Source organism: Bacillus sp. AR8-1, from assembly GCF_008042345.1.
Taxonomy (GTDB): Bacteria; Bacillota; Bacilli; order Bacillales; family Bacillaceae_G; genus Bacillus_A; species Bacillus_A cereus.
Genome location: NZ_QNUB01000060.1, coordinates 10,664 through 34,578 on the forward strand (window position 1 = coordinate 10,664; position 23,915 = coordinate 34,578).

The window sequence follows — 23,915 nt, forward strand, 5'->3', positions numbered from 1 at the left end:
GATGCTACTGGACCTACGGGGCCTACTGGTGACACTGGGGCTACTGGACCTACGGGGCCTACTGGTGACACTGGGGCTACTGGACCTACGGGGCCTACTGGTGACACTGGAGCTACTGGACCTACGGGGCCTACTGGGGCTACTGGACCGACTGGACCGACTGGACCATCCGGACTAGGACTTCCAGCAGGATTGTATGCATTTAACTCCGCTGGAATTTCTTTAGATCTTGGACTTAATGCTCCAGTACCATTTAATACTGTTGGATCTCAGTTTGGTACAGCAATTTCTCAATTAGATGCTGATACTTTCGTTATTGCTGAAACTGGATTCTATAAAATCACTGTTATCGTATATACTGCGGCAATAAGTGTATTAGGGGGGCTTACAATCCAAGTAAATGGGGTATCTGTACCAGGTACTGGGGCTACTTTAATCTCAGTTGGAGCACCTATCGTTGTTCAAGCAATTACGCAAATTACGACAACTCCATCATTAGTTGAAGTAATCGTTACAGGACTTGGGCTATCATTAGCTCTTGGTACAAATGCATCTATTATTATTGAAAAAGTTGCTTAATTTTTTACTTAGCAGTAAAACTGTTATCAGTTTTACTGCTTTTTCAATTTTAAATTCAATCATGAAACATTCGCTATCTACATAATCATATTGTTGTATGACATTTTGCAGGAGGCACAAATATGGAAAGTAAATCTGCTGTTCAGCTTTATCTCGAATTGCTAAAGAAGACAATTTTATTTGAAATATGGTTGGAATATGAGGCATACTTACCCGCATCTCTACATATTTCGAAAGAACTAGAATTCGAACCAGTTACAGTCCCCCTCCCTTTATTCATTAAGCAATATGCTGAAAACCATAACTTAAAAATTGTAAAACCAAATGTTTCAAAAAGTGAACGTCATGATGGAATGGATTGGCCAAGAGCAGCACATAGCATGATTGGTCGAGAACGTATGAACCAATTACAAGAGGCAATGGAAACCGTTGTTCGTGAAAATATAGAAGGAGATTTTATTGAAACAGGTGTATGGCGCGGAGGATCATGCATTTTTATGAATGGTTTTTTACAAGCAAACAACATTACGAATCGTAATGTGTGGGTCGCAGATTCATTTGAAGGTTTGCCAGCACCGAATCTAGAACAATATCCAAAAGATTACGGTGATTATTTACACACATTCGATTACTTACGCGTCTCTTTAGAACAAGTACAAGAGAATTTTAAAAAATATGATTTACTAAATGATCAAGTGAAATTTTTAAAAGGCTGGTTTAAAGATACTTTACCAACAGCACCAATTGAAAAAATAGCAATTGCACGGCTTGATGGTGATATGTACGAATCTACAATGGATGGTCTCGTGAACTTATATGATAAAGTTTCTAAAGGTGGCTATATAATTATCGATGACTACGGGCTACCGCCATGCGCTGAGGCTGTGACAGACTTTAGAAATCAACGGAATTTAAAAGCCCCTATTACTAAAATTGATGTATTTGGCGTTTATTGGAGAAAAGAATAAAAAAAGATTTAATCTATAGGAGATTCTATTTTCACTCATCCTTCTCTCACTTCTAATCCAATTAAGTATTCTTTTTCGGAATCTCCTTACATATAACAATGGTTTTCCTGTGTTCTCTCACTACAAATTGAAAATTTTATTAATAGATTTACTGCATCTTCTCATACAAGAAAGGGGTATACTCATGAGCGAACTTAACAAAGAAATGACTTTACTCCCCCCTCCTGAACTCGTCCAGTATGTAGGTGGCGACTTCAAAAAAGTTGGAAAAGAGTTCCTAAAGCATTTTATTCAAATTGGCGCTTTAAAATCAAATGAAAAAGTATTAGATGTAGGCTGCGGCGTCGGCCGAATGGCTGTACCATTATTGAATTACTTAAATGATGATGGAGCGTATTATGGATTTGATTTGTTTAAAGATGGAATTATTTGGTGTCAAAATAACATTTCAACTATGCGTAATAATTTTCACTTTGAACATGTTGACATATACAATCAATTCTATAATCCAGAAGGAACAGAAGATGCCTCTCAATATCGTTTTCCCTATGAAGATGGGACATTCGATTTTATCTTTTTAACTTCTGTATTTACACATCTTCTCCCAAAAGAATTAGAACATTACGTATCTGAAATTGTACGTGTATTAAAAAAAGACGGGAGATGTTTCATTACATTCTTTCTAATAAATCCTGAATCGTCCTATTATTTAAATGCAGGACAAAGTACATTAGGTTTTTATCATCGAATTGAAAATTGCTACGTTGTGAATAAAGATATTCCGAATTTTGCAGTTGCTTATCCTGAGACAGATATTTGCAATCTATTGAATAAGTACGGCCTAGAAATAATCAATAAGCCGCATTACGGTTTATGGTGCGGCAGACATGAATATACAAGTTACCAAGATATTGTTCTTACAAAAAAAAACTTCTGAAAGGAAGTTATGTATGATGAATGAAAAAAATCTACCTCTCGTTTCCATCCTTATTCCCACTTATAATCGGCCTCATTATTTTAAAATTGCTCTAGAAAGTGCATTGGCACAAACTTATTCAAATATTGAAATCATTATCGGAGATGATAGTACAAATGATGAAACAGCAACTTTAATACGCGAACAATACTTACCAAATTATAAAAATATAACATACATTCGAAATATCCCTACTCTAGGACAATTTCACAATGACCTTATGCTCATAGAAAAATCAAATGGTGAGTATATAAATTTTTTAATGGACGATGACGTGTTTTATAAGCATAAAATACAAAAAATGATGACCTATTTTGAGCAAGATCCCAATAAAAATCTTGCTCTTGTTACTTCTTATCGAGTACGTATTGATGATCATGGAAATCTAATAGGTGATTCCCATCCAACACAAAGGTTATATAGTGAAGACACTCCATTAAACGGGATATTTTTAGGTAATTGGATGTTAAAGGGCGGGCACAATATTATCGGTGAGCCTACAACTACTTTGTTCCGAAAAGAATTGCTCACTGATCCTTTTGGTACTCTTAAAGAGCGACAATATTCTTGTAGTGTTGATATGGCCTCATGGATTTCTTTACTTTCTAAAGGAAATGCAATATACATTTCTGAGCCTTTAAGTCAATTTCGCTACCATGCTGGACAACAAATACACAATAAGCTCCTTCAAGGTTGTGAAGATTTCACACACCTCGTTATAACAGCAAAAGAATATGGCTTTTTACAAAATACTACGGACTATAGAGCAGCTCTACTTAGTGCTTACCAATGGTGTAAAAGTTCCTTAAAATACTATCTTCATCAACTAGATATTTTTCCTGACGCACATGTACGTCTTTCCCATTGTTTGGATATAATTATTAAAGAGTTAAACAATTAAATTACTCTGCAAAATTAAAAGTGTATGGGCTATATGCGAATCATTCGTATAGTTCATACATTCTTTCTCATACTATAAAATCCATTACTATAAAGAGCATTAGAAAGGAATACCTACATTGAAAGATCCAAATTCTCAATATCAAATAGACTACGTATTACTATTTATTTTATTTGCCATTGGGATTGTTAGTTGTTGTGCTATTGCAAGTGCGCAAGCCTCTTTACCGCCATTTTTACAAAACGTCAATTTTGTACTAAAGCAAATCCAATGGTATTTCATTGGATTTATAGCCATTGGTGTTATTATGATTATCGATTTCGATCATTATCAAAAAATTGCTTGGTATTTGTATAGCTTTGCAATGGTACTACTTATTGGACTAGAACTTCAAGTACCAGGTGCCGTTACAATTAAAGGCGCTACCGCTTGGTACAGGCTCCCAGGCATCGGGAATTTTCAGCCTTCTGAAATTATGAAATTGTTTTTAATTATCGTCATTGGAAGAATTATAGCAAATCATAATGAGAAATATTTTCCCCGAACAATGCGTGATGATTTTTTATTACTTGGAAAAATATTTGCGACAAGCTTGCCACCACTACTACTTATTGCAAAAGAACCAGATTTAGGAAACACAATGGTCATTTCAGCGATGCTTGCAGCAATGATACTAGTTTCTGGCATACGATGGCGTTTTATTTTCGGATTAGTTTCAGGTACTTTCGTTGCTGGATCTACATTAATATATATTTTTTTTACTCACACAGATTTCTTTAAAGCACACATTTTAAAAGAATATCAATTAAATCGCTTCTACGGATGGTTAGCACCTTACAAATATGATGCACAAGGCTATCAATTAAGACAAGCATTCTTAGCGACTGGATCCGGAGAAATGCAAGGAAAAGGGTGGGAAAATGGACAAGTATATTTTCCAGAACCACATACAGATTTTATTTTCACTAATGTCGCTGAACAATTTGGATTTCTAGGCGCAAGTGTCATTATTTCTCTTTTTTTCTTACTCATTTTTCGAATGATTCATATTGCTTTAGAAAGTAATGACCCTTTCGGTAGTTACATTTGCGCTGGTACAATCGGAATGTTTACTTTCCAAGTATTCCAAAATATCGGGATGACAATCGGATTACTTCCCATTACAGGGATAACATTACCTCTTATGAGTTACGGAGGAAGTTCACTGCTTACATACATGATTGCGATTGGATTCATTTTAAATGTTCGCTCAAGAACGAAAATCTTTATGTTTAAATGAACAACACAAAAACGCTATATTTTTATCTCTATCCTTTTTTAGATATACTAATGAAAAATACGATGGAGGTTTAAATATGAAATATGACATTATAGGAGATATTCATGGATGCTTCCAAGAGTTTCAAAATTTAACAGAGAAGCTAGGATATAACTGGAGTAGCGGTCTACCGGTTCACCCTGACCAACGTAAACTTGCATTCGTTGGCGATATTACAGACCGTGGTCCTCATTCATTACGTATGATTGAAATTGTATGGGAACTTGTCATACATAGAAAAGAAGCTTATTACGCTCCTGGAAATCACTGTAATAAACTATATCGATTTTTCCTTGGGCGTAATGTAACAGTCGCTCACGGACTTGAAACAACTGTTGCTGAATATGAGGCACTTCCTTCTCATAAGCAAAACATTATAAAAGAAAATTTTATCACTCTTTATGAACAATCACCGCTCTACCACATACTAGATGAAAAAAGAGTAATCGTATGTCACGCTGGGATTCGGCAAGATTACATAGGAAGACGAGATAAAAAAGTACAAACCTTTGTATTATATGGCGATATTACAGGAGAAAAGCATGCCGATGGCTCACCTGTCCGTCGCGATTGGGCGCAAGAGTACAAGGGGCAAGCTTGGATTGTATATGGACATACACCAGTAGCAGAACCTCGATTCGTCAATCAGACAGTCAATATTGATACTGGTGCTGTATTTGGTGGCAAATTAACCGGATTACGTTATCCTGAAATGGAGACTATCTCTGTCCCTTCTTCGTTACCTTTTGTCGCTGAGAAATTCCGTCCAATTTCATAACTACCTTACTTAGCATTATTTAGGCAGATTTCATATAAAACTAGGTAAAGTAATTAAAAAAAGATGCAATAAAGTGCATCTTTTTTTAATTACCCTACATATAATGTCGCAGGAGGTGACAGAATGAAGAAAAAATCTTCTAAACAAAAAAGAAAATTTCCCCCTTTATATCTGCCCATGTACGGAATTAACAACTGGTGTAGTATTCGGGCTGCAGCGATAGAAGAACTGGAAGAACAAGAGTCATCAAAAAAAAGCAAAGTAAAACCAACATATGTCTCTTTAGAAAATGCTGTGATGAGCCGCATAATCGATCGTAAAAAAATAAAGATGAAACAAAAAAATAAACAGCTCTCAAATCAAGATGAACAGGTACTACATTCTAACGAAACAGAAGAAAAGGCCGAAGAAAATATTTCTGTAGCAATAAATAAAAAAGTGGAACCAGAAATTCCAGCTGCTATTATAAACAAAGTAAAAAAAATAAAAGAGGCATTGGCTTCATCGAATGATATACAAACTGAAAAACCACTCATAATTGAGACACCTACACCTGAAAATACAAAAGTTAAAAGGGGCGGCCGATATGCATATGCGGAGGGGCTTCACTCTCATGCGGAGGGCATGGCAGCACATGCGGAAGGCTTATTAACACACGCAAAAGGTTCTTTCTCTCATGCAGAAGGATCAAACTCAAAAGCAACCGGACATAGTTCGCATAGTGAGGGAAGTGAAACGACAGCAAGCGGTGCTTATTCTCATGCGGAGGGTAAACAGACGATTGCTTTAGGCGAAGCAGCACACGCAGAAGGAACCGCAACTATCGCTAACGGATCCTCTTCTCATGCGGAAGGTCATCATACATCAACAGCTCATTTTGCAGGTAGCCATATTATGGGGCGCTTCGGCACTGCAGAAGAAGCTTATTCTTGGTTTATTGCAAATGGTGTAAACGACACCGACCATAATATCGGGGCTAAATGGCTCGCCCATAATGGAGAAATGTACATTGAGGGCGCGTCTTACAATGCAAGCGGAACGGATTTTGCACAAATGTTTGAAACAGAAGGTCATAAACCTATTGATGTCGGTTATTTCGTTACATTTAGTAGCGAAGAAAAAATTCGGATAGCTACTTCACACGATTCTTTCATTTTAGGAATATCTAGTGCAACCCCTGCACTTATAGGAAATAGCGGGGCTTTAAGTTGGCAAAAACGCTATAAAACAGATAACTTTGGAAAACGCCAATATGTATGGACGGAAACAGAAGAAATACAACCTCTTTTAAATACAGAATGGGATCCAGCTTGCAAATATGTAGCAAGAAAAGATCGCGCCGAGTGGCTTCCTGTCGGATTAATTGGACAAATGTTAGTACGTGATGACGGCACTTGCGAAGCACATGGATATTGTCGTCCAAATGACAATGGCATTGCTACAAAAGCCGAAAGTGGATTTTTCGTTATAAAGCGTACGGGTGAAAACCAAATTTTAATATTATTCCGCTAAGAAAAAAGGGAACAAAATTCTTTATAATATAAGAATTTTGTTCCCTTTTTAAGTATGCCGCAACACTTCTTGCATATCGCTTGGAAGCTTTATAGTGAAAGACATCTCTTTCTCTAAAATAGGATGATAAAACGTCAAAGATTTACTATGAAGTGCTTGCCGTTTCATTTCATCCCTTCTCCCTCCATATAAGCTATCACCAAGTAATGGATGTCCTATATGAGCCATATGCACACGAATTTGATGCGTTCTTCCTGTCTCAAGCTCAAGCCCTACATGTGTCTTATCATATGTACTATCAATTACTTTAAAATGAGTAACTGCCCTTTGTCCATCTTCACAAACCGTTCGCTCAATAATGCTATCAGATTTTCGACCAATTGGTGCATCAATCATTCCTTCTCGTTCTACAATCTTTCCGTGAACAATTGCTTCATACGTTCGTTTCACAGCTTTTTGTTGATGCTGCTTCGATAAAAGATGATGCACGAAACGATTTTTTGCAATAAGCATAAGCCCTGAAGTATCACGATCTAACCGTGTTACAATGTGCACTGTACTTGCAAGATGCTGCTTATCATAATGAGATAAAATCGCATTGGCAACACTCCCTGTCGGATGTTCTCTAGACGGAATCGTTGACATGTTCGCCTCTTTATCAATGATAAGAACCGCATCATCTTCATATACAATGCATAAAGGGATATCTTCTGCCATCATCCCTTCACTTCTTTCCTCGACTGGAAAAAAGACACTTAATTCTTCACCAGCGCGCAACTGATGACGAACACTCGCATGTTGACTATTTACTTCAATTGCCCCGCCGTGAAACTTTATATCCGTTAAAGCGGCTTTAGAAATACCTTTCGTTTTCAAAAATTCCCTAACTAAAGTTCCCTCTTCAGCCAGCCCTATATCCCATTTCAATGTAAATCTGTTCAAATATATAACCCTTTCTATTTATCTGCAACAAACGAGTCACGAACTCGTTTCCAGAACGGGAACGGGCGGAAACGAACAAATCGTACTTTCTCGTTTGCGACGCGATACTGGATTGATTTCACATCTTGATGGACCATTGTTAAATGATCCACTGTAATTTGTAAGTTCATTCCTGCAGCCGGCTTTAACACACATGTATGATGCTTCGGCAATACGAGTGGCGATCCTACAGTACGAAACACACGATTGTTAATGGACGCCATTTCTGCAATTTGAATCGCTTCAATAGATGGGTGAATAATTGCTCCGCCAAGCGCTTTATTATACGCAGTACTTCCTGAAGGAGTAGAAATACAAAGACCGTCCCCGCGGAATGTTTCAAAATATTCTCCGCGTATTTCTACTTCTGTTACTAATGTACCTTCTGCACTTTTTACAGTCGCCTCATTCATCGCTAAATACTGTGACTCTTTACTTCCATTCACATAGCGAATAATAACTTCTAAAAGCGGATATTCCACCACTTGGAATGGTGTTTTTGCAATCGCAATTACTAATTTCTCTACTTCTGTCGGTAACCAATCTGCATAGAAACCTAAATGTCCTGTATGTACACCAACAAATGCTGTTTCATCCAATCGATTATAATAACGATGAAACGCATACAAAAGCGTTCCATCTCCCCCAACAGAAATTACAATATCGGGTTCCTTTTCATCCATTATAAATCCAAAATCTAGCAAGTACTCTTTCATCGTGCTTGCCAGTGTATCTGATGATTGATCTCCCTTTGACATAATTGTAAATTTCATCGCCCAACACCCTTTAGTTTATGATTCGGAATCTTTCGTTTCTTGCTTTCTTGAAAAAGCCTTTTGCGCTTCTTGAATCTCAAGACGAATAGAAGACATTTCTTCATCTAATAAAAACGCCGCTTCAGCTGCACGTTGCAAGCGTATTTTAATATCTTCAGGAAAACGTCCACTATATTTATAATTTAAAGAATGCTCAATTGTTGCCCAAAAGTTCATTGCTAGCGTGCGTATTTGGATTTCTACCAATACTTTTTGTTCACCCTGAATCGTTTGAACAGGATAACTAATGACAACATGATAAGAACGATAACCGCTATCTTTCTTTTGCGTGACATAATCACGTTCTTCCACGATTTCAAAGTCATTTCGTTTTCGAAGATATTCTACAACAGGCTTAATCTCATCAACAAATTGACACATCATTCTAAGCCCAGCAATATCCTGCATATCTTCTCTCAATCGGTCTAGCGGTACATTTCTCTTCTCCGCTTTATCAATAATACTTGCAACCGACTTTACCCTTCCTGTTACAAACTCAATTGGAGAATGCTCTGTTAACATTGCAAATTGAGTACGCATTCCTTTTAGTTTCACTTTCAGCTCTGCCACCGCTTGGTGGTAAGGTGCTAAAAATTCTTCCCAATTTCGATTCATTTCAACCACCACCAAAATCAATCCATTTGCTTATAGAAATACTTTTTCTACAGCAGTTACTAATTCTTCTCCGTAATTTGCATTACCTTCAATATTTTCAACTAAATATTCTACTTCTTCTTTTAATCCTTCTAATTCCATTTCAATGTCATTCACGCTAACGAACATAACCACATCGTTATTCATCGCTTCATGCATTGCTTCCCAGCATGTGTGCGGAATACTTACATAAATAAAAGATGATTCATTTTCTAAGATATATAAAAATGATAAATTGTCTGAGTCTACAAGTACGTGATTACGTGCACTTAACTCCTTTACCTCTATTTCACTATTTTCCGCACAAAAAATAAGAGCATTCTCTCTCTTTTCTACGCTCTTAACTTGGATTTTATTTTGCATGCTCTAACTCCTCCATCTCAACTTCCTGTCTTACTTAACAGTATTATTGTATCATAACATGGACGCAAACAAATAAAACATTGAACCAAATTTATGAAAAAGCGATAATGTGTAAAGAATTATTTTTCAAAAGGAGATTATACAATGACACAAGAAATTGAAATTGAATTCAAAAATATCGTTACAAAAGAAGAATTCGATACATTATGCAAATCGTTTTCTATTGAAGCATTTACGAAACAAGTGAATCACTACTTTGAAACACCTGACTTCTCGTTAAAAGAAGCTGGCTCTGCACTTCGTATTCGTCATAAAGGAGAAACTTATACGTTAACGTTGAAACAACCTGCAGAAATCGGTTTATTAGAAACGCATCAAATCGTAACAGAAGACGAAGCAAAAATGATGATGGAAACAAACACAATCATTCAAGGAGCAGTAGTAGATCAATTACACAAATTACAAATTCCTGTTTCTGCTTTAACATATATGGGTAGTTTAACAACAGAAAGAGCAGAAACATTATTTAAAGGCGGAACGCTTGTCTTTGATCATAGTTTCTATTACAATCACGATGATTATGAAATTGAATTTGAAGTGCAAGATGAAGAAACAGGAAAAGCTGCATTTATTCATTTATTAACGCAACATAACATACCTGTTCGTCATACAAATAACAAAGTAAAACGCTTTTTCCTTGCCAAACAAAACAAAGCACGCTAAAGTGAAAATTCCACTAGTGAATATGTTTCGCTAGTGGATATACCTCACTAAAAAAATTTACATCCGTAGAATAAGCAAAGAATCTTTGAGAAGGCTGTTTATTTGCCCTCTCGAACATTCCATTGCTACAATAGATATACATTTCATGGAAAAAGGAGTTTATAAAGGATGAGCAAGCAACCGATGACACCATTTGAAGCAATTGGCGGTGAACAATGCATTGCAATATTAGTAGATACATTTTATTCCTATGTCAGTAAACACCCTGACTTATCTCCCATCTTCCCGGAAGATTTAACAGAAACCGCTAGGAAGCAGAAGCAATTTTTAACACAATATTTAGGTGGTCCTAATTTGTACACTGAAGAACATGGTCATCCTATGTTAAGAGCACGCCATCTTCCGTTTGAGATTACTCCAAAACGAGCAGAGGCTTGGCTATCATGTATGGAGCAAGCAATGGATGATACTGGAGTGCATGGTCATATAAGAGAGTTTGTTTTTGAACGTTTAGCATTAACCGCTCAGCATATGGTTAATACTCCAAACGAAACAGGTGAAGTGTAATGGATAAGCAGGAAGCAAAGCATATAAATATGCCATCTCCTTCCGCATGCGAGCATAAGTCTGTAGAAGCATATTTATTTATTGATCCACTTTGTAAAGATTGCTGGGAAATTGAGCCTTTTATTATTAAACTATGGCTTGAATACGGGAAATACTTCTCTATTCGTCATATCGTAACAGGAAAAGTGGATGGAACGAACGCTTCCTCACACAAATGGAATAAACCTGCTAATATTCGATTTGTGTGGGAAAAGACAACAAGTTTACAAGGTTTTTCATGTGATGGAAAGGTACATATGCAAGAAGCATCGTCAACACCATATTTAATTTCGATGGCGATTAAGGCAGCGGAGTTACAGGGCCGAAAAGCAGGTTCGAAGTTTTTGCGAAAACTCCAAGAATACATTTTCCTTGAAAATGTATCAACCCCTGACTGCGAACTATTACTTGCATGTGCGAAAGATAGCAATATTGATGTAGAAGAATTTAAAAAAGATCTACATTCTGCTAGTGCAAAAAAAGCTTTCCAATGTGACTTGAAATTCACGAATGAAATGCATATTACAGAAATACCCTCCCTCGTCTTTTTTCATGCGAACTCAGATGAAGAAGGTATTAAAATCGCTGGAAATTATTCCTACGATGTATACGTACAATTATTGAAAGAACTTGTAAAATGTGAAATTGAGCCAGAACCATTACCACCTTTAGAAGTGCTACTAGAAGCAACACAATTTATATCTTCAAAAGAAGTAGCATTTATTTATGACTGTCCGCAACAAGAAATTGAGCGCGAGCTTAAAAAATTACAACTGAAACGAAAAGTACAAATGATTGAAGTAAAATGCGAACGTTATTGGAAATGGATAGCAAAAGAAAAAGACCTGGTGTAAACACCAGGTCTTCTTCTTTACGGCTTATAAAAATATTAAAGGGGATGGGAGAAATTTTCACGTTCAAACAAAGGGGTATATGTTTGTATGTGAATTCGTTCACGCTTATTATATTACAAGATTCGACGTCAGATGACAACCCCTTTTGTCGAATTTCACACTTTTGTCACATTCTAAACGTTTTCATTTTTGAATAAGCTATAAAAAAGGTCATTTAGGGGGTTTATTTATGAAAAAATCTTATATTGCTCTTCTCTTTCTAGCTGTCATCATTTCTTTTTTCTTGTACATCCTCTCTCTACTACAAGCTTTTCCTAAAATTATTGCCTTACCTCTTTTATTCGGAATCATCGTTATCACTCTCTCTTATTTCAATCATAAAAAACGATTCAAAGGGTTTTAATTTCAAAAATCAGCCATAAAACTATCCTTTCAGTTAGAAAAACAAAGAAATTCACCTTGTTTTTTCGACATATATCGACATTTAATCTATTCAAAAAAAGACGAGGATACAATCCCTCGTCTTTTTTCATTACTTTTCTTCAAATAATAATGCTTCTAATTCATTTAATTTCTCTTCAAATACTTGTAGTGCCTCTTTTACTGGTTCAGGAGATGCCATATCTACTCCTGCTTTTTTCAGCACTTCAATTGGGTAATCAGAGCTTCCTGCTTTTAAGAACTCGTTAATATAACGTTCTACTGCTGGTTGTCCTTCTTCTAAAATCTGTTTAGATAGAGCTGTCGCTGCACTAAATCCTGTTGCGTATTGATATACGTAATAGTTGTAGTAGAAGTGTGGAATACGAGACCATTCTAAACCAATCTCTTCGTCGATTACTAAAGCGTCACCGAAATATTTCTTATTTAAATCATAGTAGATTTCCGTTAGCATATCTGGCGTAACAGCATGTCCTTCTTGTACTTTCTTATGAATAATATGTTCAAACTCTGCAAACATCGTTTGACGGAATACAGTACCACGGAATCCTTCTAAATAATGATTTAATAAATATAGACGCTCTTTCTTATCTTCTGTCGTTTTTAATAAATAATCATTTAGAAGCGCTTCATTACAAGTTGATGCCACTTCTGCTACGAAGATGGAATAATCACCATATACGTGCGGTTGTGTTTTTCTTGTATAGTAACTATGCACCGAATGGCCAAACTCATGAGCAAGTGTAAATAAATTATTTACATTATCATGCCAGTTCATTAAAATATACGGATTTGTTCCATATGCACCAGATGAGTATGCCCCGCTTCGTTTTCCTTTATTCTCATACACATCTACCCAGCGATTTTCATATGCCTCTTTCAAAATATCAACATATTCATCACCAAGTACGTTTAAAGATTTTAATAAAAGGTCTTGCGCTTCTTCGTATTTCACATTCATTTTCACTTCTGGTACAAGTGGTGTATATAAATCATACATATGAAGCTCATCAAGTCCTAATGCACGCTTACGAATATCGATGTAACGGTGTAATAAATGTAAGTTGTCATTTACCGTTTCAACGAGTTGATCGTATACTGCTTCCGGAATATTATTATTGCTCAGTGCAGCTTGGCGAGCAGAATCATATTTACGAACACGCGCATTGAAATTATTACGTTTTACTGCTCCACTTAACGTACTTGCGAATGTATTTTTAAATTTCCCATACGTTTCATATACAGCTTTAAATGCATCTTTGCGAACACGAGGATCATCACTTTCTAAAAACTGAATGTAACGACCATGTGTAATTTCTATTTCTTCTCCGTCTTCACCTTTAATAGATGGGAATTTTAAATCTGCGTTATTCAACATACCGAATGTATTGCTTGATGAACTCATTACTTCAGATGCTTCCGCTAATAAAGCCTCCTCAGCTTCTGATAATACGTGCGGGCGTTGACGTGTAATTTCTTCTAATGCATGTTCATATACACTTAAATCTCTATTTTCCTTCAAGAATGTTTGCAGTGTATCTTCTGAAATTGATAAAATTTCAGGCACAATATACGCTGTGCTACTAGATACTTGTGAATATAAATTTGTTGCGCGATCATTTAATGCTTGATATACAGAGTTTGTTGTATCTTGATCGTAACGCATATGAGCATATGTATATAGCTTACCTAATCGCATTGAAATTTCATCTTCATATTGCAATGCCTCAAGTAAATTGTCCGCAGAGTCACCAAGTTTCCCTTTAAATTCAGTTAACTTCGGTAATAGCTCTTTAATAGCCTGGAATTCTTTTTCCCATTCTGCATCCGTTTGGAAAATATCTTCTAATCGCCACGTACTTGCTTCTTCAATCTCGTTGCGATCTGGTAATGCTTTCGCTTTGTTTTGTTCAGACATTCTTTAAGCCCTCCTTTAAATATCTCTACTTAAGTACAATTCGTTTTTTCTTATGTAATTCCTTCACAATCATTCTTTATTATATCCCCTTTTCCTCCTCTCATGTTAAAATTTGCCTCAAATAAAGATAGCGCATGTATTAAGCAAATCTCATCATGTTTCATAATTTCCTCCTCTGTTTTTAACATCACGGCATCCCTTATTTTTCGGTACGTATAACTTCCCACTTTATGCAATATACCTATATAGCATAAAAATGTCATATATTCAGTAACTGCCACTTTCCATGTGTGCTGTGAAAAGTACGGAAGTATCCGCCTTTTCGTATACCTTTTTACATAACTACACACATATTGAAGAGAAATACACTCTCCTACTGCAAGCCCCCCTATACACTTCATATATAGAAAAGCTTGCCATATAAATGTGTTTGTTTGAAAAGCAAATCCAGAAGGGAGTGGAACACCAATTTCAGAAGGAAAGCTCGCTGGGGTACATTTAAATTGATATAAGAGGCGTAATAATGACTTATAGTTATAATTCCAAATAGGCAGAGCGTTTTGCCGAAAATAATCCTTTCGCTTCTTCCATTCTCGTTCTAATATTTCCTTTTTGAAAGGAACAGGAGAAAAAAGCATTTCAAAAGTAGTCGTTTCAATTGGTAAATATATAATATGTGAGAAAGAGACGCTTGTAGAAAATGAAGTGATAAATGCACATTTCATAAATGATTTTTCTTTCGAACAGAAGAAAATAAGAAATGGTTGAGGATAAGATTGTAAGGAGAAAGCCATAAGTGAGGAGAATTTCATCCAATATGCCGATTGCTTTTTCAATTGATTTCCACCAACGATCCAAATGACCTGTATACCAGCTCGCCAATATGAATAGGTTCTTTTGTACAGCTGCTCTATAGCAAGGTTTGCACATTGGTATTCAATTGCAATTTTTCTGCCCGCCCTCTCTACAAAAATATCTGGTCGTTGCTTAATTTCCGGAAGGTAGTACTCAATATCCACCTGAAAGTTTTGACGTTTGAACCATCTATATAACAATTCTTTACCGTGCATATGATACGTTGATTCCGCTTCATAAAAGGCAAGACATGAATCCACTTTTTTATGAGCAAAATGCCAACTTTTTTGTTTCCCTAATTTCATTTGCACTTCCTTTCCACAAGCTACACAAAAGAATCGTTCCTGTTGGCGCATACGGCGCAAAAGCTCTTCATTACAATTATAGAGTAAATGAATTTTTTCTCCGTTTTCTCTTTTAGCTATAAATATCGGAATCACACCCTTTCAGCTCCTTATATTCTACAATTTATTACAAATTCCTTTTAAAAAAGAGATGTCCCAATTTCGGACATCTCTTTTTATAATAATGGCGATAATAACCGGTACGTTGATTCAACAATTCGTCTATGCAGACGCCTTTTATGAAAACGATCGACGTGAATTTCACTAGATTCTTCTAAATCGTCTTTAAAGTCTTGAACAAGTCTTTTAATGCTATCTGTATCATATAAAAAGGCATTTACTTCAAAATTCAAATGAAAACTTCTCATATCCATATTAGCTGTCCCAATTGAAGCTAAATCAGAATCAACGATGACAATTTTACTATGAAGAAAGCCTTTTTCGTATTCATATATCTTTACTCCTGCGTCTAAAAGCTCCGGGAAGTACGATCTCGATGCGTAAAAGACAGTACGCTTATCAGGTTTACTCGGCATTAATAAACGAACATCAATACCAGCAAGTGCAGCAACCTTTAATGCGGATAAAATATCATCATCCGGAATAAAATACGGCGTTGCAATCCAAATAGATTTCCGAGCAGAAGCGATCATTGCGAAATATAAATGCTTAATCGTTTCCCACTTATTATCGGGGCCGCCTGCGACTAGCTGTACTCCTCCCCAATGATCACCCTCAACTGCTTTTGCTTGTAAATATTCCGGAGCTAGCACAGCCTCTCCAGTCATATAAAACCAATCTTGAAGGAAAATAAGCTGTAAACTTTGAACCGCTTCACCACGTAAATACAAATGCGTGTCTCGCCAAAAGCCAAAATATTTACTTTTTCCTAAATACTCATCACCGATATTTAATCCGCCTACAAACCCTTCGTTCCCATCAATCACAACAATTTTCCTATGATTTCGATAATTAATCTTATCGTTTAAAATCGGAAAGCGCACAGGAAAGAACGGAATCATTTCTACACCTGCATCGTTTAATTCTTCAATATACGATTTCGATAACTTAAAACTTCCAACCGCATCATATAAAAAGCGAACAACAACGCCCTCTTTTGATTTTTGTATTAAAATATCTTTAATTTCTGTTCCTAATTTATCATCACGCACAATGTAATATTCCATATGAATGTGATGTTTCGCTCGTTTTAACCCATTTAAAATGGCCTGAAACGTTTCATCTCCATTTGTTAATGTCCTCGTTTCAGTTTGAAATGAAATATTTAAAGCACCTAATCGATCCGCTAAACGAAATAACAATTCTTGATGCTTATGATTGCGTAAAATTCGTTCTTCGTAATCTTCATGCCCTTTATATTGTAAAAACGCCTGTTCATCAAGTAACGCCTTCTTTTGAAACATTCTTTTTCTCCGAAAATTTTGTCCAAATAATAAATAAGCAAAGAAGCCAAATACCGGAAAAATCCCTAACACAATTAACCATGTAAGTGTTTTAGATGGATGGCGATTTTCTAAGAAAATAACGCAACCAATTAAAAACGCAGATACTGTAAATAAAATACTAATAATACCTAAAATCGAAACATCTTTTATCCCAATCACATCTGAATAAAATGCTACATCAATAAACATACGTAACGAAACAAATAATGCGAACAATAGCAGGATAAAGAAAATCAGCTTTAACGTATTTTTCATCTCTTACCTCCTAACTAAGAAAGCTTTCCTATTCTTCATATAAAAAGCCGATTTCATACTACAGAAATCGGCCTACGTTTTAGCAGGAAAATTATTGCGAATCGTTTCAAGCGCATGCTCTTTCACAATTTGTTTTCCATACTCACTTACACGATGAATTGTTAAAGTTGATTCTTCCCCATATTCTAAAACAATACTTAAAATACGATCGATTTCTTCTTCATCATGTAGCACTTCATCGAATTCCACATATACATAATAGCGGTCCTCAAATGAATACAGCTCATCTTTTATATCTTCAAAGATAAGACGATGACTTAATGAAATGACATCTTCAAAATCATTAAATTTAATTAAAAAGCCAAACGTACCATCTTCATTAAAGTTTGTTCCTGTTTGTTCTTCTACCTCTTCGACTAACTCTTGTTGGAATAATGATTCGATGCCTTCATCTAGAGGAATATCTATAATTTTGTCTACCCCTATCGGTAGTTCCAGCTTTTGTCCGTCCTTTGAAAGCTCTGCTTTCGTGACAAGTACTTCAATCCCTTTATCGACTGCTTGCACTTGAATCCATAACGGCCCATCAATAAAGAAATCGTCATGATCACGAGCTTCGTCCATCATCTCCCAAAAGAGCTCTTCACTTCGTTCGCGATCATACCAAATTTCTTCACGATTAAATCCTCTATCCTCTATATCAATGTACGTAATAAAAAATTTCATCGTATGATCATTAATTCTTTCAATATCCAAAATACAACTCTCCCTTCCTGCTTAGAATTGTTATGAAGGGATTCCCCACTCATATGACAAATCAATAGATTCTTGTACTCTCATTTTATGATAAGATTCTCCAGAATGGAAATAAAATCGATTTATTTTACAAAAATAGTTATATGCCTATCTTTACTCGATTAACTACATAAATATATTATTATAGCGATTTCTTACTTACAAAAAATTTGGACATACATTTCCACATTCCCCCGTACACTGTAATAAAGTGAAACTTCTATTGAAAGAGATTATTTAACAACAACTTTCTGCATCACATACATACAGTTCGCTTATTAAAACATCATAAATGGAGGCAGACGAATGGACTTAGAGTTTTTAACATCCGTACTAATGATTGTCGGTATCGATGTTGTATTAGGTGGTGACAATGCAATCGTCATCGCACTAGCTAGCCGAAATTTACCTGAATCGAAACGAAATAAAGCTATTTTGATCGGTACTCTTTTAGCAATCGTACTAAGAATTATCCTTACTATACTAGCTGTCTATTTACTCGACATTCCATTCCTACAATTGATTGGCGGGGTTTTACTTACATTAATTGCAGTCAATTTATTAACTGATGATAGCAACGACCTTTCTGCCATTCAAGGAAAAACAACTTTATTTCAAGCAGTGCGGACAATTGTTTTCGCGGATCTCGTTATGGGGTTTGATAATGTTATTGCCATTGCAGGTGCAGCTCACGGGAGATTTTTACTCGTCATAATCGGCTTACTCATTTCTATCCCTATTATTATTTGGGGAAGTAAACTTATTTTAATACTTATGGAACGATTTCCATTCCTCATTTATTGCGGTGCAGCAATTCTTGCCTATACTGCAGGGAAAATGGTTACACATGAAGACAGACTTGCAACCTTTTTTCATAACAACCCAAGTTTCACTGCAAGCATTCCTTATTTGTTCATTTTCACTATTTTATGCATCGGCTTTATCGTAAAACAAGTTCGATTACGCAATGTGAAACATTAAAAAAAACCTTCTACTATATAATAGGTAGAAGGTTTTCATATTATTATAATTAATTTACAAGACGTTGTGCTTCACGTAATTGGAACGTTCTTACTGTACGTGGTAAGAAACGGCGAATTTCGTCTTCATTGTAACCAACTTGAAGGCGTTTCTCGTCAATCATAATTGGACGACGTAAAATCCCCGGATAGTCACGAATCATCTTATATAAATCTTGAAGTGGTAAAGATTCTAAGTTTACATTCAATTCTTGGAAAACTTTCGAACGAGTAGAAATAATCTCATCCGTTCCGCTTTCTGTCATACGTAAAATCTCTTTAATTTCCTCAATCGTTAATGGATCTGAGAAAATATTACGTTCTGTATAGGGAATATGATTTTCCTCTAGCCATAATTTCGCCTTTCTACAAGACGTACAGCTTGGAGAACTATATAATGTTACCATACAAAGCTCACTCTCCTTAAAGAGTACAAATTCTGTACTACATACAGTTTTAATTTCTAACTTAAGCAATTTTTCGCGATAACTTGTCTTATTGAAAAGTACAAAAATCGCATTTCATGTAAGCAACAACTTATAATAAACAACAATTACTTTTAATAAGTAACTTCTATAATCATTATACAATAGATTTTGCAAGAAATATACAGTAAATTTCCTGCTAGTTGAGAAAACTCTTCCGTGTATTCCACTGCTATGTAACATGATTACGCTCAATTTAGCTGTACTTGAACAATAACTTTCAACCCTTTTAGTACTCACTTCCTCTAGATTCTTCATATAATATATAGTTATTTATCTATAATCTTCCCTATGAAAAAGAGAACGTTTTCTTACTTTTTCCTGATAAATCAATTAAGAAATGTAAGACTATACAAATGAGAATAAAAAGGAACATTTGTTCTTATTCTAACAAACATTCTCTCTCCTGTCTACAAGATTTCTAAAGTAAATTAAATATTTTTCTGACATTTCTTTCTTTTTCATTTTTTATCTCATACAATAAACATACAGACAGGCAAAGGGGGAGTTTTCAAATGATTGCGTTTTTTATTGATTTTATTACGGTTGCTACCCTCATCATCGGAATAACAGCATTAATCGGTGTCATTACAAATAGCATCGGCGAAAAGCTCTTTGGTGGAAAAGAAAAAATGAAGTTTGTTAACAAAAGTTTGGATGTGCAATCCGGCTGGAATCAAGTTGGCGGAAAAGGCATTTATAAGAAACGAACGTATTAAAAAAAGCAGGTGGTTAGCCTGCTTTTTTTATTTTCCTAGGGATGCCCATTTGAAGCTCACATCGGGGCCATATTTATGGTTGTACATATCTTTAATTGTTTCTCTTTGTAAGTATGCTCTACCACGTTGGTATACTGGAACAATCGCAGCGTCATCAAGTAACATTTTTTCTGCCTCAAGTAAGTTTTTCCAGCGAGCATTTACATCGCTTCCATCTTTTTTCGCTTTCATAATGATTTCATCGTATTTCGGATTAGAGTACTTCATCTTATTTTGTGACCCATCTGTTACAAACATATCAAGATATGTAATCGGATCTGGGAAGTCTGCCCCCCATCCAGAGAATGACATGACATAATCACCCGCATCTTCTAATTTTAGTTTTTGTGCGAATGGTTGTTGTTTAATTTTCACTGTTAAACCTGGTAAATTTTTTTCTAATTCACCTTTTAAATATTCACCAGTTTTCTTAGATAACTCTACATCTTCATTTAATAATTCTAATTCGATTTCATTTTTACCAAGTTCTTTTTTGCCAGCTTCCCAATATTTCTTCGCTTCTTTCACGTTTGGTTTTACAATATCCCCGTTTACAGCACGGAAATCTTTTTTATCTGGTCCTTTAATGAAGTTATCAGGAATTAATCCTGTCGCTGCCTTAGAACCGTTATTTAATAATGTATCAACGAACGGCTTACGATCAAAAGCAAGTGAAATTGCTTTACGAATATTTTTATTTGCTAAAGCTGGATCTTTTTGATTTAAGCGTAGGAAAAATACAGATGTCTCTTCTACTGTTTTGAAATCTGGTTTTCCTTTATATTTATCGATGAACTCTGCTAATAACGTCGCTCGATCGATTGCATTTGTTTCATATAAGTTAATTGGCGTAGATGTATCTTTTACAATATTAAAGTTTACTTCTTCAAGCTTCACTTCTTTATTGTCCCAATATGATGAGCTCTTTGTCATTTTAAAACTGCGTTCATGCTGCCAATCGCTTAATGTAAACGGTCCGTTATAAAGTGTTGTATTTGCTTCTAAACCAAACTTCGCACCTTGCTCTTTCACAAATTTCTCATTCACAGGATAAAAGATTGGATATACCATTAAATCTACAAGATATGGAATAGAATTGTCTAATTCTACTTCTAATGTGTAATCATCAATTGCTTTTACACCTAATTGATCAGGACGCATCTCTTTTTTATTAATTTTCTCTGCATTTTTTATATCATACATAATGTATGCTGATTTCGCAGCTGTGTCTGGATTGATCGCTCTTTGCCATGCGTATACAAAATCTTTCGCTGTTAAAGGCTCACCGTTTGACCATTTCGCGTCTTCACGTAATTTAAATGTATATTTTTTACCGTCTTCTGACTTTTTAAATTCTTTTGCTACACCTGGAACTAACTTATCATCTTTTCCAAGGCGGTATAGACCTTCCATCGTGTTGTTCATTACTTTTGAAGAAACTGCGTCAGCTGATAATGCTGGGTCCATCGTTGGAATTTCTTGTGTTTCAATTAAATTAAGAACTTGCTTCGCATCGCTTTTCCCGCTATCCCCTTTTGCGTTTGCTTGCGGTTCATCTTTTTGATAGCTACATGCCCCTAACATCATGCTCATTGCTACTGTTGATACTACAAAAACTGGTATCTTTTTTTTCATACTTCCACCCTCCAAAAAAATGTTAGCCCTTTCATTTTCAAACAGAAAGAAATATATATATGTTCTAACAATTCATATTATACACACAAATATATTTCTTGTATATTTATATTTCTATTTCATTAAAATTTTCTGTTAAAAAATATATGTTTGTAAACGTTTTATACTGCTAATTATCCTTACTAAAGTGCCGAAAATAATTATTTTTATATTTTTCTAAATTATCAAATAAAAACAAATTTTATATTTCATAATACTTTATGTATAATTATCCCACCCTTTTTAACATAAAATAGCAAGCCCTTCATATTAAAAATATGTAGGCTAAAATGAGTGCAAAGGATAAGAAAGTATGTTACGATACATTTTGCTAAAAATAGATATCGGTAAAGAGGGGACGGACATGACAGCAATTCAGGCAAAAAATGGGCCGGCAGAAAAATTAAGTTTATTCTTATTAACATGGCCTATTTTTCTAGAAGTTTTTCTTTTTATGTTGATGGGGATCGCTGATACTTTCATGTTAAGTGCATTATCAGACGATGCTGTATCTGGGGTTGGTGCAGCGAATCAATATCTTCATATCGCGATTTTGGTATTAGAAGTCATCGGGAACGGCGCTGCTATCGTTGTATCTCAATACCTCGGTTCCAAACGCTTTATGGAGGCATCTAAAATATCAGCATTAGCCGTCACATTAAATTTAATAGTCGGGCTCGTTATAAGCGCTGGTTTTCTTTTATTTTCGAAACATATGATGCTCGCAATGAACTTACAAGGCGATGTACTAACGTATGCACAAAACTACTTATCTATCGTCGGAGGGGCTATCTTCCTGCAAGCTATTATTAACTCATTAGCCGCAATTATCCGTGTACACGGTTTTACAAAGCAAGCGATGTTTATTTCACTCGGAATGAATATTATTCATATCGCTGGAAACTACGTACTCATTTTCGGGAAATTTGGTTTCCCTGAGCTCGGTGTACAAGGAGCTGCAATTTCTTCCGCTATCAGTCGATTGATCGCACTTATTGTTTTCTTCTGGTTACTATACCGCGTTATGGAATATCGCGTGAAATTACAATATTACTTCACTTTATCCAAAGAATACATTGGGAAAATTTTAAAAATCGGTATTCCATCTGCATTTGAACAAGTGATGTATCAAGCTTGTCAAATCGTCTTCCTTTATTACGCAACGTACTTAGGAACGGAATCATTAGCTGCTAGACAATACGCTACTAACATTTCCATGTTCACTTATTTATTTGCAATTGCGATTGGTATGGGAACAGCCATTATTATTGGCCGCCTTGTTGGTGGTGGCGAAAAGGATGAAGCATACGAACGCTTATGGAAAAGTGTAAAATGGGCGATTGGTGTAACTCTATGTATGGTCGCTCTCGTTATTACATTCCGTACACAATTAATGGGACTGTTTACAGATAATCCGCACATTATCGGGTTAGGCGCAAGTGTTCTTTTACTAAGTGTACTACTTGAAACGGGACGTACGATGAATATCGTCATCATTAATTCGCTTCGTGCAGCTGGTGATGCAAAATATCCTGTTTTAATCGGTGCATTCTCTATGGTGTTAATGAGTTTACCACTAGGTTACTTTTTCGCCTTTCATTTAGATATGGGGCTCGTTGGTATTTGGCTAGCGATCGCCATCGACGAATGGACGCGTGCCATTATTATGTTCTTCCGCTGGAAAAGCAGGGCGTGGGAACGTTACGCACTTGTGAAACCAGAAGAGCAAGACGAGATTGGTTCTGTTCAGGCACAGTAGTACTTGTTTGATCATGATGTAGTTATTAATAAATGCAATTTATATCGACTTACCGACAACTCATTTATATAGTATAGAAAAAAGCCATCCTTCCTTAATGAAGTGCACCCCAATTGTT

The 23,915-nt window shown here is 35.6% G+C and carries 23 protein-coding genes and 1 pseudogene; 14 read left to right on the top strand and 10 right to left on the bottom strand.

Features of this window, described 5'->3' with window-relative positions; all coding sequences use genetic code 11:
* From bclA to DN400_RS27885, 7 genes and pseudogenes are all read left to right on the top strand, one after another.
* Positions 1 to 579 (top strand): annotated as a pseudogene (gene bclA, locus DN400_RS30085) (collagen-like exosporium glycoprotein BclA); the annotation flags it as partial.
* Between the two features lie 122 nt (positions 580 to 701).
* Complete coding sequence (locus DN400_RS27860) at positions 702 to 1,547, top strand: TylF/MycF family methyltransferase (RefSeq protein ID WP_000444386.1); 846 nt, start codon at positions 702 to 704, stop codon at positions 1,545 to 1,547.
* Between the two features lie 184 nt (positions 1,548 to 1,731).
* On the top strand, positions 1,732 to 2,484 hold the full coding sequence (locus DN400_RS27865; RefSeq protein ID WP_065228468.1) for a class I SAM-dependent methyltransferase: 753 nt from the start codon (positions 1,732 to 1,734) through the stop codon (positions 2,482 to 2,484).
* Between the two features lie 13 nt (positions 2,485 to 2,497).
* On the top strand, positions 2,498 to 3,424 hold the full coding sequence (locus DN400_RS27870) for a glycosyltransferase family 2 protein (protein WP_065228475.1): 927 nt from the start codon (positions 2,498 to 2,500) through the stop codon (positions 3,422 to 3,424).
* A 118-nt stretch (positions 3,425 to 3,542) separates the two neighbouring features.
* Positions 3,543 to 4,703: an FtsW/RodA/SpoVE family cell cycle protein gene (locus DN400_RS27875; protein WP_065228467.1), complete on the top strand. Its 1,161-nt coding sequence runs from the start codon at positions 3,543 to 3,545 to the stop codon at positions 4,701 to 4,703.
* 76 nt (positions 4,704 to 4,779) lie between these two features.
* On the top strand, positions 4,780 to 5,520 hold the full coding sequence (gene prpE, locus DN400_RS27880; RefSeq protein WP_065228466.1) for a bis(5'-nucleosyl)-tetraphosphatase PrpE: 741 nt from the start codon (positions 4,780 to 4,782) through the stop codon (positions 5,518 to 5,520).
* 123 nt (positions 5,521 to 5,643) lie between these two features.
* Positions 5,644 to 7,032 (top strand): peptidase G2 autoproteolytic cleavage domain-containing protein, encoded by a 1,389-nt coding sequence (locus DN400_RS27885; protein ID WP_065228465.1) that lies wholly within the window; start codon positions 5,644 to 5,646, stop codon positions 7,030 to 7,032.
* A 48-nt stretch (positions 7,033 to 7,080) separates the two neighbouring features.
* Here the strand turns inward: DN400_RS27885 and DN400_RS27890 are convergent, their stop codons facing one another.
* Genes DN400_RS27890 through DN400_RS27905 form a run of 4 tightly spaced genes read right to left on the bottom strand, consistent with a single transcriptional unit; the run spans position 7,081 to position 9,845 of the window.
* Positions 7,081 to 7,974, bottom strand: coding sequence for an RluA family pseudouridine synthase (locus DN400_RS27890; protein WP_065228464.1), 894 nt, complete (start codon positions 7,972 to 7,974; stop codon positions 7,081 to 7,083).
* Positions 7,975 to 7,988: 14 nt separating this feature from the next.
* Positions 7,989 to 8,786, bottom strand: coding sequence for an NAD kinase (locus DN400_RS27895; RefSeq protein WP_000673190.1), 798 nt, complete (start codon positions 8,784 to 8,786; stop codon positions 7,989 to 7,991).
* Positions 8,787 to 8,804: 18 nt separating this feature from the next.
* A complete protein-coding gene (gene yjbM, locus DN400_RS27900; RefSeq protein WP_001081482.1) occupies positions 8,805 to 9,443 on the bottom strand; it encodes a GTP diphosphokinase in 639 nt (212 codons plus the stop codon).
* A 30-nt stretch (positions 9,444 to 9,473) separates the two neighbouring features.
* Positions 9,474 to 9,845, bottom strand: coding sequence for a UPF0738 family protein (locus DN400_RS27905; RefSeq protein ID WP_001180005.1), 372 nt, complete (start codon positions 9,843 to 9,845; stop codon positions 9,474 to 9,476).
* 144 nt (positions 9,846 to 9,989) lie between these two features.
* On the opposite strand from DN400_RS27905, the gene DN400_RS27910 reads away from it, so the two are divergent.
* The 4 genes from DN400_RS27910 (at position 9,990) to DN400_RS29650 (ending at position 12,431) form a co-directional block, all read left to right on the top strand.
* Positions 9,990 to 10,568, top strand: coding sequence for a CYTH domain-containing protein (locus DN400_RS27910; RefSeq protein ID WP_065228463.1), 579 nt, complete (start codon positions 9,990 to 9,992; stop codon positions 10,566 to 10,568).
* Positions 10,569 to 10,736: 168 nt separating this feature from the next.
* Entirely contained in the window at positions 10,737 to 11,135 is a 399-nt protein-coding gene (locus tag DN400_RS27915; RefSeq protein ID WP_000043386.1) for a globin domain-containing protein, read from the top strand.
* Positions 11,135 to 12,028, top strand: a complete 894-nt coding sequence (locus tag DN400_RS27920) for a ClpXP adapter SpxH family protein (RefSeq protein ID WP_147802055.1) — start codon at positions 11,135 to 11,137, stop codon at positions 12,026 to 12,028. The genes DN400_RS27915 and DN400_RS27920 overlap by 1 nt, the downstream gene beginning before the upstream one ends.
* 229 nt (positions 12,029 to 12,257) lie before the next feature.
* Complete coding sequence (locus tag DN400_RS29650; protein ID WP_000750352.1) at positions 12,258 to 12,431, top strand: hypothetical protein; 174 nt, start codon at positions 12,258 to 12,260, stop codon at positions 12,429 to 12,431.
* A gap of 129 nt (positions 12,432 to 12,560) precedes the next feature.
* Here the strand turns inward: DN400_RS29650 and pepF are convergent, their stop codons facing one another.
* The 4 genes from pepF to mecA all read right to left on the bottom strand — a co-directional run bounded on the left by pepF (position 12,561) and on the right by mecA (position 18,063).
* On the bottom strand, positions 12,561 to 14,387 hold the full coding sequence (pepF, locus tag DN400_RS27925) for an oligoendopeptidase F (protein WP_000003348.1): 1,827 nt from the start codon (positions 14,385 to 14,387) through the stop codon (positions 12,561 to 12,563).
* Positions 14,388 to 14,437: 50 nt separating this feature from the next.
* A complete protein-coding gene (locus DN400_RS27930; protein ID WP_147802056.1) occupies positions 14,438 to 15,682 on the bottom strand; it encodes a competence protein CoiA in 1,245 nt (414 codons plus the stop codon).
* 80 nt (positions 15,683 to 15,762) lie between these two features.
* Positions 15,763 to 17,307 (bottom strand): cardiolipin synthase, encoded by a 1,545-nt coding sequence (locus DN400_RS27935; protein WP_000799191.1) that lies wholly within the window; start codon positions 17,305 to 17,307, stop codon positions 15,763 to 15,765.
* A gap of 72 nt (positions 17,308 to 17,379) precedes the next feature.
* Positions 17,380 to 18,063, bottom strand: coding sequence for an adaptor protein MecA (mecA, locus tag DN400_RS27940; protein ID WP_000350715.1), 684 nt, complete (start codon positions 18,061 to 18,063; stop codon positions 17,380 to 17,382).
* Between the two features lie 345 nt (positions 18,064 to 18,408).
* Between mecA and DN400_RS27945 the strand changes: the two genes are divergently transcribed.
* On the top strand, positions 18,409 to 19,083 hold the full coding sequence (locus DN400_RS27945; RefSeq protein ID WP_000362604.1) for a TerC family protein: 675 nt from the start codon (positions 18,409 to 18,411) through the stop codon (positions 19,081 to 19,083).
* 49 nt (positions 19,084 to 19,132) lie between these two features.
* Here the strand turns inward: DN400_RS27945 and spx are convergent, their stop codons facing one another.
* Complete coding sequence (spx, locus tag DN400_RS27950) at positions 19,133 to 19,528, bottom strand: transcriptional regulator Spx (protein ID WP_000258267.1); 396 nt, start codon at positions 19,526 to 19,528, stop codon at positions 19,133 to 19,135.
* A 593-nt stretch (positions 19,529 to 20,121) separates the two neighbouring features.
* Here spx and DN400_RS27955 point away from each other — a divergent pair.
* Positions 20,122 to 20,325: a hypothetical protein gene (locus DN400_RS27955; protein ID WP_000559974.1), complete on the top strand. Its 204-nt coding sequence runs from the start codon at positions 20,122 to 20,124 to the stop codon at positions 20,323 to 20,325.
* A gap of 27 nt (positions 20,326 to 20,352) precedes the next feature.
* On the opposite strand, the gene DN400_RS27960 is transcribed toward DN400_RS27955, so the two are convergent.
* Positions 20,353 to 21,999 (bottom strand): peptide ABC transporter substrate-binding protein, encoded by a 1,647-nt coding sequence (locus DN400_RS27960; protein ID WP_000727254.1) that lies wholly within the window; start codon positions 21,997 to 21,999, stop codon positions 20,353 to 20,355.
* Between the two features lie 352 nt (positions 22,000 to 22,351).
* On the opposite strand from DN400_RS27960, the gene DN400_RS27965 reads away from it, so the two are divergent.
* A complete protein-coding gene (locus DN400_RS27965) occupies positions 22,352 to 23,797 on the top strand; it encodes an MATE family efflux transporter (protein WP_002153302.1) in 1,446 nt (481 codons plus the stop codon).
* Positions 23,798 to 23,915 lie beyond the last annotated feature (118 nt).